Annotated in this window: 10 protein-coding genes; 9 read left to right on the plus strand and 1 reads right to left on the minus strand. The window is 38.2% G+C overall.

The window, feature by feature from the left end; genetic code table 11:
- Position 1: 1 nt before the first annotated feature.
- The 9 genes from yidC (at position 2) to OW157_RS04745 (ending at position 13,170) form a co-directional block, all read left to right on the plus strand.
- A complete protein-coding gene (yidC, locus tag OW157_RS04705) occupies positions 2 to 820 on the plus strand; it encodes a membrane protein insertase YidC (protein ID WP_268752253.1) in 819 nt (272 codons plus the stop codon).
- Positions 821 to 870: 50 nt separating this feature from the next.
- Positions 871 to 2,109, plus strand: a complete 1,239-nt coding sequence (gene jag / locus OW157_RS04710) for an RNA-binding cell elongation regulator Jag/EloR (RefSeq protein WP_268752177.1) — start codon at positions 871 to 873, stop codon at positions 2,107 to 2,109.
- 560 nt (positions 2,110 to 2,669) lie between these two features.
- On the plus strand, positions 2,670 to 3,896 hold the full coding sequence (locus OW157_RS04715) for a mechanosensitive ion channel (RefSeq protein ID WP_268752178.1): 1,227 nt from the start codon (positions 2,670 to 2,672) through the stop codon (positions 3,894 to 3,896).
- Between the two features lie 216 nt (positions 3,897 to 4,112).
- A complete protein-coding gene (mnmE, locus tag OW157_RS04720; RefSeq protein ID WP_268752179.1) occupies positions 4,113 to 5,504 on the plus strand; it encodes a tRNA uridine-5-carboxymethylaminomethyl(34) synthesis GTPase MnmE in 1,392 nt (463 codons plus the stop codon).
- A 19-nt stretch (positions 5,505 to 5,523) separates the two neighbouring features.
- A complete protein-coding gene (gene mnmG, locus OW157_RS04725; RefSeq protein WP_268752180.1) occupies positions 5,524 to 7,428 on the plus strand; it encodes a tRNA uridine-5-carboxymethylaminomethyl(34) synthesis enzyme MnmG in 1,905 nt (634 codons plus the stop codon).
- A 293-nt stretch (positions 7,429 to 7,721) separates the two neighbouring features.
- A complete protein-coding gene (locus tag OW157_RS04730) occupies positions 7,722 to 8,576 on the plus strand; it encodes a MetQ/NlpA family ABC transporter substrate-binding protein (protein WP_268752181.1) in 855 nt (284 codons plus the stop codon).
- Positions 8,577 to 8,796: 220 nt separating this feature from the next.
- On the plus strand, positions 8,797 to 9,624 hold the full coding sequence (gene licT, locus OW157_RS04735) for a BglG family transcription antiterminator LicT (protein ID WP_268752182.1): 828 nt from the start codon (positions 8,797 to 8,799) through the stop codon (positions 9,622 to 9,624).
- A gap of 166 nt (positions 9,625 to 9,790) precedes the next feature.
- The gene (locus OW157_RS04740) at positions 9,791 to 11,728 is read left to right on the plus strand and encodes a beta-glucoside-specific PTS transporter subunit IIABC (RefSeq protein ID WP_268752183.1); all 1,938 of its coding nucleotides are present in this window, start codon (positions 9,791 to 9,793) and stop codon (positions 11,726 to 11,728) included.
- 26 nt (positions 11,729 to 11,754) lie between these two features.
- Positions 11,755 to 13,170 carry a glycoside hydrolase family 1 protein gene (locus OW157_RS04745; RefSeq protein ID WP_326938037.1) on the plus strand — a complete coding sequence of 472 codons (1,416 nt, stop codon included), beginning with the start codon at positions 11,755 to 11,757 and terminating at the stop codon, positions 13,168 to 13,170.
- A 49-nt stretch (positions 13,171 to 13,219) separates the two neighbouring features.
- Here the strand turns inward: OW157_RS04745 and OW157_RS04750 are convergent, their stop codons facing one another.
- Positions 13,220 to 14,095: a MurR/RpiR family transcriptional regulator gene (locus OW157_RS04750; protein WP_268752185.1), complete on the minus strand. Its 876-nt coding sequence runs from the start codon at positions 14,093 to 14,095 to the stop codon at positions 13,220 to 13,222.
- Positions 14,096 to 14,136 lie beyond the last annotated feature (41 nt).

Below are 14,136 nucleotides of genomic sequence, written 5' to 3' on the forward strand. Positions count from 1 at the left end.
AATGGGGCGTTTACTGACCCTAATTATGCCCATAATCTTGTTTTTAGCGGCGTGTGGTCGCTCAGTTCGTGAACCCATTACGGAAAATTCTACTGGTCTTTGGGATCGCGGTATTGTTTATAACTTATCACGTATTATCATCTGGTTCTCAGACCTTTTTGGCGGGAATTATGGTTTAGGTATTATTGCCGTTACCTTAATTATTCGGATTTTACTGATTCCTTTGACCATGTATCAAATGAAATCCACCGAAAAAATGCAAGCTGTGCAACCAGAAATGCAAGCCTTACAGAAAAAGTATTCATCTAAAGACCCAGAAACTCAACGAAAACTTCAAGAAGAGATGGGTAAATTAAATGAGAAGTATGACTATAATCCGTTTGCTGCCTTTATTCCTTTATTGATTCAATTGCCTATTCTAATGGCACTTTACCAATCGATTTCACGGACTGAAGCCATTGCGACTGGTAATTTCTTGTGGGCACAGTTGGGAACCCCTGATCCTTATCTTATTTTCCCAATTATTGCTGCTATCTTAACTTGGTATAATTCAAAACTAATGATGATTGGCTCACCCACTCAAAATGGATCGACAGCTGTGATGCAATGGGTTATGCCTTTAATGATTTTGTTTATGGGAATTTCCCTTCCAGCAGCTATTGCTTTATACTGGGTAACAAGTACTGGTGTGACTATTATCCAAACTTTGGTGCTCAATAATCCTTATAAAAAACGGCAAGAGCGACAAGCCCAAGCCGCTAAAGAAAAAGACTTGGCCCGGCGTTTGGAGAAGGCCAAACGTAATCCACGTAAGAAATAAGTGATTTGCTTGACTGATATCAGTTAAAGCATGAATAAGGAGGAGTCTAGATGACGACAGAAAAATTTCAAGCAACCACTATTGATGCAGCTATTCAAAAAGGCTTAGATAAATATCAAGTGGAACGGTCAATGGTAGAAATTGAAATTATCCAACGTGACCGTAAAGGTTTTATGGGAATTGGTGCCAAAGATGCCATAGTAGCAATGCGTTTAGTAGAAACCCCTGAGAGTAGTGACTCAAGCCAAGCCAGTCATACAGCAGGTGAAGTGAATCGGATTCCTGTAGAAGACTCACTAGGTGGCGATACTGCCGTTGAGGAAACAGAACTTGATAAATCAGCCCATGCAGATGACAAAATTATTAGTAAAATTGATGAAAATTCTGATAGTCAAACAGAAACTGAGGGCGTAGACTTTGTCGCAGCTAAAGAACTTGAATCAGTGTCCAGTGACGAATTAACTAAAGAGGAAAGTGACTCGCAAACTGACCAAGTGTCTGAAGCTGCTGAAGGAGTAGTTGCTCCTGAAGAAGGTCAATTAAAAGAAACTAAGGCAGATACTGGTTTGCCAGTATCAAATGCGGTTCCTGGAGAATTAGATGGCCCAGATAAAGCAGCTAGTGGCTTGGAAGCCAATCCTGCTGAGTCAACAGTGGCTACTCAAAACGACTTGAATTCAGAAGTCCAAGCAGAAACGATAACTAGCCAAAGTGCGACTGGGTTAGCAAGTAATGTCGCTAACAACGAGACGACAGATTTGGCGAGTCAAGAAGCTGATGACTTAGACTCTTCACAAAATAATGAAGAGGAAGAAGAAATGGCAACACCAGATTCTGAAGTTGAAAATATTGAAAAAGTAGCTCGCTATCTAATGGATGTTTGCGATGCCTATTTGGCGCCAATTACAGTAGACGTGGAAGACTATGGTAATGAAATTATCTATCATTTAAATACAGATAAACCCGGTTTAGTGATTGGTAAGCATGGTAAGATCATTAATTCTTTAGAAACTTTAGCTAAAGTATTGACCCACCGTCATGTCCGTAATCGTGTAATTGTGAGCGTTAATGTTGGTGACTACCGTGAACGTCGGCAAGAAACCTTGGAACACTTAGCCCAACGTACGGCAGATGAAGTTACAGAAACCCAACAATCAATCGCTCTTGATCCATTACCAGCTTCTGAACGTAAAATTATTCATTCCCAACTCGCTAAATACCCACACATCAAAACCTCATCCCAGGGCCGTGAACCGCATAGATACCTGGTCGTTAAATATAAAGGTTAGGATGTGAGCAAAAGCGGTAAGAGCGAGAGATTTGAGCCAATAGGCAAAAGAGACGAACTTGAATCTTTTAGCCTATTGGACAAATATCCGAAGCTCTTGCTTTTGCGAACTCGACTAAAAAGGGTGCGATGAAAAGCGGTAGGACGGAATCGTTGGACCAAAAGGCTGCAGATAGCGACTAGCTATCAAAGTCTTTTGGGAAACGCATGTCAGTCCTGCTTTTCAGAACCCGACTATAAGGATGTGATGAAAATTCATCCTTATAAGTCACTAAACAAAGAGCCAATTCCTGCAAATTCGTTTTGCAGTGAGTTGGCTCTTTTTATTATGAAATTCCCCTTTACATACATTATTGTATTCTTATTTTAACCTGTCTTCTCGATATTTAGAACAGAAAGATTTCTTTTGTGTCTGATTTCCATTAGAATTCCTCTAATTTTTAACTTATAAGTTGAATTTTAAGGCAAAACTGTTGTAAATGTCTTAAGTTTTCTTTAATATATGGTTCATAGGAAGAAAATTTATTGTCAAAATTTTATAAAGAAAGAAGGAGAATAACTATGGATTTTTCAACTTTAGGAGAAAACCTGTTGGCAGCAATTCCAACAGTACTCTATGGTATTGTTTTAATAATTGCGGCTTGGATTATCGCTAAATTAGTGAAGAAAGCCGTTGTCAAAGGAGCCGAAGCGGCTAACCTAGACAGCAAGTTAGTGCAATGGAATGTTGCTAACACAAATGATCAAGCACAAAGTACATTGTCATCAATTGCACAAGTACTTTACTACCTAGTATGGGTATTATTCTTACCAGGTATTTTTGAAACATTTGGTTTAACTTCAATTGCCCAACCAATTCGTGATATGACAGCTGGCGCTCTAGAATTTATTCCAGCCTTGGCTATGGCTATCATTATCTTCGTGATTGGCTTTATCGTAGCTCGCCTAGTGAAGAACTTAGTGGTTAACTTAGCTGAAACGGTAAATATTGACCACTATGTTAACAAATTTACTGGTTCAGATGACGAAGGTGGCAACACCTTAGCTAATGCCCTTGGTTACATTGCTTTTGCCTTAGTCATTATCCCAATTGCCATTGTTGGTTTAGAAACATTAGGAATCCAATCAATTACTGTTCCAATTGTTGGTGTGTTTAATTCTGTTTTAGCAGCAATTCCTAATATTTTAGTCGCTGCTATTTTAGTGGCTGTTGGATTAGTCATTGCTCGTGTTGTTGGTCAATTAGTTTCTTCATTACTTGAAGGAACTGGCATCAATTCCCTATCAAAATATGTTGAAGATAAAACAGAAAACAGCAAACCAATTAACTTTGCCAACATTATTGGTCAAGTAGTGGCTGTTGTTATCGGCCTATTCTTTGTGGTTGAAGCCTTAAATGCCTTAAATCTAGAAGTATTAAATGAGGTTGGGGTAGCAATTATTGCTTACATTCCTAACGTTCTTGTAGCCTTGATTATTCTTGGCCTTGGAATTTTTGGTGGTCGTTTCTTAGGAAACTTTGTGGCTGACAACACTAACTCTAAATGGATTGCTGAAATCGTTAAGGCGATCTTCGCAGTATTTGCTGTGTTTATGGCGCTTGACCAATTAAACTTTGCCAATAATATTGTTAATCTTGCCTTCCTATTTATCATTGGTGGTCTATCTGTAGCCTTTGCCTTATCATTTGGTTTAGGTGGCCGCGACTTCGCTGCTAAACAATTAGACAAATTAGACCGTAAAATCAATGACGAAAACAAAGACAATAATAACAACCAACAATTCTAATGCTATCAAGTGAATTGTTAGTGAAGGGTCCGGGATAAAATCTCGGACTTTTTTGATGGCATCTTTGGGCAAAGGAGTTTACAAAGGCCAGTAAATGCTCTATAATACGATGGAATATGAATAAGTTTGACAGTCAAAGTGTCTACTATTTCGCCGACTTGGGGAGGGGGATAGTCTAGACACTTTTTATTTTTAAATAATAGAGAGGAGTTTGTCATGATTACGGCAGGTTTTGATACAATTGCAGCAATTTCAAGTGCACCAGGTGAAGGCGCCATCGGGATTGTCCGTTTATCCGGAGACCAAGCAGTGGACATAGCGGATACGGTTTACCAAATGGGGAAGAAAAAATTAGCCAACCAAGACAGCCATACCATCCATTATGGTCATATCGTTGATCCAAATAATGGTCAGGAAATTGATGAAGTTATGGTGTCTGTGATGCGGTCGCCTAAAACCTTTACGCGGGAAGATATCGTAGAAATTAATTGCCATGGAGGAATGGTAGCGACCAATCGTATCTTAGAATTAGTTTTACGCCAAGGGGCTCACCTGGCTGAACCAGGTGAATTTACTAAACGAGCCTTTTTAAATGGGCGAATTGATTTGACCCAGGCCGAAGCTGTTATGGATTTAATCCGTGCCAAAACTGATAAATCTATGGATATGGCCGTTAAACAATTAGATGGTAACCTGTCGCAATTAGTAGCAAACCTACGCCAAGATATCTTAGATACCCTGGCTCAGGTGGAAGTTAATATTGACTATCCAGAGTATGATGACGTCGAAGAAATGACCTTGCAACTCTTATCCGAAAAAACCGACCAGGTCAAAGGACGGATTGATGGTCTATTAGCCACTGCCAAGCAAGGAAAAATTCTCCGTGATGGGATTCAAACCGCCATTATTGGCCGACCTAATGTAGGAAAATCAAGTCTCCTTAATGCCTTATTGCATGAAGAAAAAGCCATCGTCACTGATATTGAAGGGACTACCCGTGACACGATTGAAGAATATATCAGTATTCGAGGTGTCCCTTTGAAATTAGTAGATACAGCTGGTATTCGTGACACTGAAGATACCGTCGAAAAAATTGGGGTGGAACGGTCACGTCAAGCCATTCAACAAGCTGACTTAGTGATTTTAATTCTTAATCAGAGTGAAGCCCTAACGGCAATGGATCAGGAATTATTAGCTATGACCCAGGACCAACAACGGATTATTCTCTTAAATAAGTCTGACTTACCAAGTCAATTGGACCAAGAGCAATTAGTTGATTTGATTAATTACCAAGAAATCATTACCACTTCAATTCTCAAAGAAGAAGGCATGGACAAGTTAGAAGCGCGAATAGCTGACCTCTTCTTTTCAGGGCAAACCGGAGAACGTGATGCTACTTATGTCTCAAATGCCCGCCATATTGACTTGCTCCAAAAAGCCTCTCAAGCTTTGGATGATGTCAAAACAGGAGTTGAAGCAGAAATGCCAGTGGACTTAATTCAAATTGACTTTACCCGGGCTTGGGAACTCCTAGGAGAAATTGTTGGTGAAGGCGCCCCTGATGAACTGTTAAATCAACTATTTAGCCAATTCTGTTTAGGAAAATAACAAAGGAGAAAGGAAAAGTATGCAAAGATACGAAGCTGGAAATTATGATGTCATTGTCGTGGGTGCCGGTCATGCTGGTTCTGAAGCCGCCCTAGCTGCCGCTCGTTTAGGACAAGAGACCCTATTAATTACGATAAATTTAGATATGGTTGCCTTTATGCCCTGCAATCCGTCACTGGGTGGGCCTGCCAAAGGGGTCGTCGTTAGAGAAATCGATGCCTTGGGTGGTCAAATGGGGAAAAACATTGACCAGACCTATATTCAAATGCGGATGCTAAACACTGGTAAGGGCCCTGCAGTACGTGCTCTACGTGCCCAAGCAGACAAAGATGATTATTCACGACAAATGCGTCATACCATTGAAAACCAAGACCACCTTACCTTGCGCCAAGGGATTGCTGAAGATCTAATTATTGAAGATGGCCTTTGTAAAGGGATTGTCACTCAAACCGGTGCCATTTATCGGAGCCAAGCAGTTATCTTGACCACTGGGACTGCAGCGCGCGGAGAAATTATCATTGGAGAATTGAAATATTCTTCTGGGCCTAATAATTCGCAAGCAGCTGAAAAATTAACTGCCAACTTGGAAGATAAGTACGGCTTTGATATTACGCGTTTCAAAACTGGTACCCCACCACGGGTTGATAAGCGAACCATCAACTATGAAGCCACCGAAATTCAACCAGGTGATGAGGCAGCTAATCATTTTTCATTTATGTCTAATGACGAAAACTACTTGCCCTTAGACAAACAAATTCCATGTTACCTAACCTATACCAACGAAAATACCCATACTGTAATCCGGGAAAACTTAGAACGGGCTCCAATGTTTACAGGGATCGTTGAAGGGGTAGGGGCGCGTTATTGTCCATCCATTGAAGACAAGATTGTCCGCTTTGCTGATAAACCTAAGCACCAACTCTTCCTGGAACCAGAAGGCCGTCACAACGAAGAAATTTATGTCCAAGGCTTCTCAACCTCTCTACCAGAAGATGTGCAAGTCGCTATGCTCCAAACGGTTAAAGGGCTTGAAAATGCTCGTATCATGCGAACTGGTTATGCCATCGAATACGATGTTGTTCGTCCCAACCAATTGAAGATGACCCTAGAAACCAAGCAAGTGGAAAACCTCTATACTGCTGGCCAAAGTAACGGCACATCTGGTTATGAAGAAGCAGCTGGTCAAGGCCTAATCGCCGGTATTAACGCTGCCCTAAAAATTAAAGGTGAAGAGCCCTTTATCCTGGGACGTGATGAAGCCTATATTGGTGTAATGATTGATGACTTAGTGACGAAAGGAACCACCGAACCATACCGTCTACTCACCTCGCGGGCAGAATACCGTCTACTTCTCCGTCATGATAACGCCGACTTACGGCTAACCGAACGTGGTCATGCCATCGGTTTGGTAGAAGATGACCGTTATCAACGCTATCTCCAAGACAAAGCAGAAGTTGAAAACGAAATGGCTCGTTTACAAAGCACACGGCTGAAACCAAGTGACGACCTTCAAGATTACCTTGCCAACCATCAATCCGCACGTTTGAAGGATGGTATCTTAGCCGCTGACCTGTTGCGGCGACCAGAACTTAAAATTGATGATATTTTGGTCTTTGCCCCTAGCGACCATGAACTCTCACGTCGAGTGAAAGAACAAATTGAAATTCAAATTAAATATGATGGCTATATCAAAAAAGCCCAAGCCAAAGTCGATAAGCTCCACCGGATGGAAGAAAAAGCCATCCCAGAAGACATCGATTGGTCAGCTATCGATGGTTTAGCTACCGAAGCCAAACAACGTCTGGCAGAAATCAATCCACGTACCTTAGCTCAAGCTAGTCGCGTGTCAGGGGTTAACCCAGCTGACGTTTCTATATTAATGGTTTACCTTCAAGCTGGTAAAATTGCCCGGGTCAAGAAATAAAAAAGGTATGACAAAAGGCGCTAAGAACAGAAGCCTTGGACCAAAAGACTGAAGATAGCAATTAGCTATCAAAGACTTTTGGTAAACGTATATCAGTCCTGCTTTTGTGAGCCTAACTAGGAGATAAATGGTCATATATTATGAAGAGGCTAGGACTTTTGCTCCTAGCCTCTTTTTGATCGTTTCTGTTAGAGAAGTATCGGTATAAACGATCAAGAGTGGTCATATATTGGTATAAGCAAGAAGCAGCTGAGAATGATATATTATACTTAATATGATTAGGGGGAAATATTATGAAACGAATTTTACAGGTAATCACGCTAAGTTTATTGGCCTTATTTTTAGTGGCTTGTGGCAATAAAAACGGTGAAGAGGACAAGCAAAGTGCTGAGAAAGTAAAAGTGGCTGTTGTTGGTTCCAAGGAAAAAGAATTGTGGGAGTATGTAGCTGAAAAAGCCAAAAAAGAAAATATTGATTTAGAAGTGGTTGAACTTAATGACTATAACCAACCCAACCAGGCCTTAGTGAATGGGTCAGTGGACATGAATGCGTTTCAACATTACGCCTTCCTCAAACAATGGAACGAGGAGAGTGGGGAAAATGTTGTTCCTATCGGATTAACCTTTATCACACCGCTCTATATCTTCTCTGATAAAATTGACAGCCTAGATGATTTACCTGAAAATGGCCAAGTCATTGTTCCAATCGAAACGGCCATCCAAGGGCGTGCCTTATTAGCCTTACAAACTGCTGGGGTCATTAAATTAAAAGATGGTGGTTCTACCCAATCAAGCTTGGCCGATATCACCGAAAACCCTAAAAATATTGAATTTGTCGAAGTTGAGTCTGCCCAAGCCCCACGGATGATTCAAGACGTGGACGCTGCTGTTTTAAACGGTGGCTTTGCTGAAGATGCTGGTTTAGCGATTGAAGACAACATCTTCACCGATGCTGATTATTTAGATACCATTCCAGCTGATCGTTATAATCTTATTGCTGTCCGTGAAGAAGATAAAGACAACGAAACCTACCGCAAAATTGTCGACCTCTATAATTCAGATGACGTTGCCGAAAAAATGGATGAAATCTCACCAGGACAATATTATCCTGTATGGGAACGGGCAGATGAAGTTGATTTTTTGGAGTAGAGGGATAGAAAGAAACCAAAGAATGAGTGGAAGTTCATTCTTTGGTTTTTTGTTAGCTAAATTTTAAATATTACTTGTAACCCTTTTCAAAATATGATAGTCTATGTGTATGGATTGTTACTGTTCGGCAGGCAAAACCTAAATAAATGTTCTTTTGATGACTCTAGCGTTATTGTAAGAAGATTTATTTAGGTTTTTTCTTTAATGGAAGGTGGGACTAATGCATATTGTAAAAGTTTTAAATAACAATGCGGTCCACGCCCAAAATCAACAGGTCGAGCATATATTAATGGGCAAAGGCATTGGTTTCCAAAAAAAGACTGGTGATGAAGTCGATATGGACAAAGTTGAAAAAACTTTTGTCTTACAAGGTGATCAAATTGATATTTTAAACGATATTTCCCACCATATTGCTAGTGAAGAAACAGATGTTATTATAAAAATCATTGATTTGGCAGAAAAAACACTAAATGTTGAGTTCTATACTAATCTTTTTGTTACTTTAACCGATCACTTACATTTTGCCTATCAACGCGTCAGAGAAAATACACCAATTAGAAACCCATTAACCTGGGAAATTCGAAAATTTTATCAAAAAGAATATAGTATTGGTAAACAAGCATTAGATATTATCGAACAAGACGTTGGTATTCGATTACCAGAAGACGAAGCCGCAGCTATTGCCCTCCATTTGGTGAATGCGCAAAAAGAAGGCGGTCTAATGGAAGAAACAGTTAAGATGGTTACTATTGTTCAAGATATTCTTAATATAGTACAAATTCATTTTCAAACGACATTTGATGAAACTAGTATTTCTTATAATCGCTTTATTACTCATTTACAATATTTTGCTCAACGGATTATTAATGGGGAATTGCCCAATTCGGGAGATACCTTTTTATATGAACAAGTACAGCGAGATTATCCAGAAGCCTATCAATGTAGCTTGCGTATAAAAAAATATGTTGAAAATAATTACAAGTTCGAATTAAGTATTGATGAATTGGTTTATCTTACCATTCATATTAAACGTATCACAGCAAAATAAAATTCATAACAGGATTGTTACTGTTTGGCAGGCAAAACCTAAATGAAATGCAGAGGGAACTAAGTATTAGCTCCTTGTGTTTTTCATTTAGGTTTTTTCTTTTGAAAGGAGACGCGAAATTATTTATTTAGAATAACTAACAATTAAATAGAAAGAAGGAGAAAAAATGGAAAAATATAATGAATTAGCCACAGATATTATTAAACATGTTGGTGGTTCGGGAAATATTAAGGATGTACGTCATTGTATTACTCGCTTACGTTTTCACCTAAAAGATGAGAATAAGGCAGATACAGAATTTCTTAAACAAAGAGAAGGAATAGTAACAGTCGTTCAGAGTGGCGGTCAATACCAGGTTGTTATTGGTAACCATGTTCCTGATGTGTATGAAGAAGTTGTAAAAGTTGGTCAACTCAAAGACGATACTGAAGAGGAAGATATCACAGAAGGGTCTTTAATCAATCGTTTCATTGATTTAATGTCAGGGATTTTTCAACCGTTCTTGGGCCCTATGTCAGCTGCTGGGATGATTAAAGGTCTTGTCGCTATACTAGCTGTGGCTGGTGTGTCAGAAACAGATGGTCTTTACATTATTTTAAATGCTGCTGGAGATGCTTTCTTCCAATTCTTGCCAATTATGATTGCCGTGACTACTGCCAAAAAATTTAAGATGAATGTGTTTACGGCTTTAGCTTTGGCAGGAGCCATGTTGTATCCTACTTTATTAGATGTTACTACTGGGGATGCGCTTTATACCTTATTTTCTGGAACAGTATTTGAATCACCAATTTACACGACCTTCTTAGGTCTTCCAGTAATTTTAGGAATGGGATATTATCAAACAGTTATTCCCGTTATTTTGGCAGTTTGGTTAGCTTCTAAGTTTGAACATTTCTTTAAGGCACGTTTACATGCTAATGTAAAAAGTTTTCTTACACCATTTATGGTCTTATTACTCGCTGTACCATTATCTATCTTAATTATTGGTCCAATTGCAACTTGGGGATCTAACTTAGTTGGAGCGGCTTTCCAAGGATTGAATCAATTTAGCCCAATTTTATTTGGTATGGCACTTGGTGGTTTATGGCAAATTTTAGTTATGTTTGGTTTACATTGGGGATTAGTACCATTAGGTATTATTGAGTTAACTAATACTGGAACGTCAAGTATTTTTTCTATAGTTAATGGTGTAAGTTTTGCGCAAATGGGTGCGTTGATCGCAATGGTACTTAAGATGAAAGATAGTAAGAAACGTGCTTTAGGTATTCCAGCTATTATTTCTGCCTTCTTTGGGGTAACAGAACCATCTATCTATGGATTTACTCTTCCAGCGAAATTACCATTTTACCTTTCTTGTGTCGGAGGCGCCATTCAAGGTTTATATTTAGGTCTGTTTGGTGTGCTCACTTATGCTATGGGTGGTTTGGGAATCTTTTCAATTCCTGCCTATATTGATCCGAGTGGAGTTAATTCATCACATGTATGGCATTATGTGATTTCAATTATTATCGCAACCATTGTTGGTTTCATCTTGACTTACTTATTCTATAAGGACAAAGGTGGCGCTGTGGAGGAAACCACAGAAGCATCTGCAACTGATACAGTCGTCAACAATCAACTAAAATCACAAAACAAAAATGTAGTTATTAATCAAGAAATTGTGGCTAGTCCGTTAACTGGAGAAACTTTACCGTTAGCAGAGGTGCCAGATAGCGTTTTTTCTAGCCTAGCCATGGGAGATGGTATGGCTATTATTCCTAAAGTTGGAGAAATTTTTTCACCTGTTAATGGAACAGTGACGACTATTTTTCCGACGGGTCATGCCATTGGAATTACTTCTGAAAATGGCGCTGAAATATTAGTTCATATTGGCATGGATACAGTACAGCTAGAAGGAAAAGGCTTTGAAAAATTTGTTTCTGATGGGGACACTGTAGTAGCTGGAGAAAAACTAATCAGTTTTGATATTGAGTATATTAAAGAGCGAGGCTATTCTACTATTACTCCTGTTATCGTAACAAATACTGACCAATATACCGATATTGTAAAAACTGATGTTAAAGAAATTTCCAGTGGCGATTTCTTATTAGATACCGTTAAATAGATAAAAAATTATTTAGAAAGGATGAGATGATGTCTGTATTTCCAGAAAACTTTTTATGGGGTGGCGCAACAGCTGCTAATCAGCTTGAAGGTGCTTATGATGTTGATGGCAAAGGATTATCTGTTCAAGATGTTACTCCTGATGGGGGAATGGGTCCAATAACTGATGGACCGACTCCTGATAATTTAAAGTTAGAAGCTGTTGATTTTTATCATCATTATAAGGAAGATATTGTCTTGTTTGCAGAAATGGGCTTTAAAGTTTTTCGGCTCTCAATTGCGTGGTCACGAATTTTTCCTAATGGGGATGAAACAGAACCAAATGAAGCAGGATTACAGTTTTATGATGATGTTTTCGATGAATTAGCCAAGTACGGTATTGAACCATTAGTAACTATATCTCATTATGAAACACCTTTACACTTATCCAAAGAATATAATGGTTGGGCTAACCGCAAATTAATTGATTTTTATGCTCATTATGCTGAAACAATTTTTAAACGGTATAAGGATAAGGTAAAGTATTGGTTGACTTTTAATGAAGTGAACTCTGTGTTACATGCACCGTTTATGAGTGGGGGAATTTTAACACCTCCAGAAGAATTGAGTAAACAAGATTTATATCAAGCAGTTCATCATGAACTAGTTGCTTCTTCCTTAGCAACTAAGATTGGTCATGAGATTAATCCTAACTTTAAAATTGGTTGTATGGTTCTTGCTATGCCAGCCTATCCAATGACACCAGATCCCTTAGACCAGTTAGCGGTACGTGAGTTTGAGAATCAAAATTATCTATTTTCAGATATTCATGTACGTGGTAAATACCCAAATTATATTAAACGCTACTTTGATGAAAATAATATTACTATCGATTTTGCAGAAGGCGATAAACAATTACTTGCTGAACATACCGTTGATTTTGTTTCCTTCTCATACTATATGAGTGTTGCTCAAGCACATAATCCAGAAGAATATAGTACTGGAAAAGGTAACATTATGGGAGGGATTTCAAATCCTTATTTAGAATCTAGTGAGTGGGGCTGGCAAATTGATCCAGTGGGTTTACGATTAGTTCTAAATGATTTTTATGATCGTTATCAAATTCCATTATTTATTGTTGAGAATGGCTTAGGTGCCAAAGATGAACTTGTAGAAACTAAAAATGGCTACACAGTTAATGATGATTATCGGATTGATTATATGCAAAAACATCTTCAACAAGTTGGTGAAGCAGTTAAAGATGGTGTAGATATAATGGGTTATACTTCATGGGGTTGTATTGATTTAGTATCTGCTTCAACTGCTCAATTGTCAAAACGTTATGGATTTATTTATGTTGACCGTGATGATAACGGAGAAGGGAGCTTTAAACGTTATAAGAAAAAATCATTTGATTGGTATAAAGATGTGATTGCAAGTAATGGGGAAAGTTTGGATGATTAGAATTAAAAGGACGCTGGAAGTGATATTCCAGCGTCTATAAATAAAACAACTAAGACTCTTGCAATAAATTTGTGTCGGAGTGGCGTCTTTCTAAAGTTTTGTTCATTGATTGCAGATAATGGAAATTATAATCATAATCTATAGCAAATAAGATGGAATAAATAACATTGAGGAGAAAATTTAATGAGGTCGTTGAATTGAAGCTTCCAATTTTTGAATATAGTTTCTCATGGGTGCTCATACATAAATGATACGTGCTTTCTTTAGAAAGAGTATTCTCTCCAACATTGGTAATACTGATGGTTTTGACTCCTTGTTCCTTTGCAAACTTAAAAAAGCGAAGGATTTCTGGGTTTTCACCAGAATAAGATATAAATAAAGCCACAGTATGTTGAGATAAATTATAGGCTTCAAATTCAGGATAATCGAAGGTATCAGCTACTTGGACATCATATTGGATTCGGCGTAGATAAGAAACAAAAACATTAACGGCATTTAAATTATTTTTTCCGGAGAAAATCATTATCTTTTTGCTATTTGATAATAAGCGACAAATATATTTGATTTCGTCATAATCAATTAATGAAAGGGTGTCATCAATTGATTCCTTCATTACGATACCTATTTTATTAGCAATTGTTCGACTAGAATCTTTCGCTTGAAAGGGTTTATTTGCGTCTTGGACTTCTAAATTTGCGTTTAAATAGTCACGCTCATGGATCAGTTCATTCTTTAAGTCTTTCCAACCATTTAAATCTAATTTTTTTGCTATACGAATAAGGCTCGTCGTATTGGTGTGAGTAGCAGCAGCAATTGAAGAAGTCGTTAAATTTTCGATACTATCAATATTACCTATAAGATAATTTATAATGATTCGTTCAGAAAATGAAAAGATATCTTGATCTAACTTTTCTTTGAGTAACACGAGATTACCCCCTTCTATGTGTATTATATTAGCAAATCTAT

This window comes from Aerococcus kribbianus, assembly GCF_026805545.1.
Lineage (GTDB): Bacteria > Bacillota > Bacilli > Lactobacillales > Aerococcaceae > Aerococcus > Aerococcus kribbianus.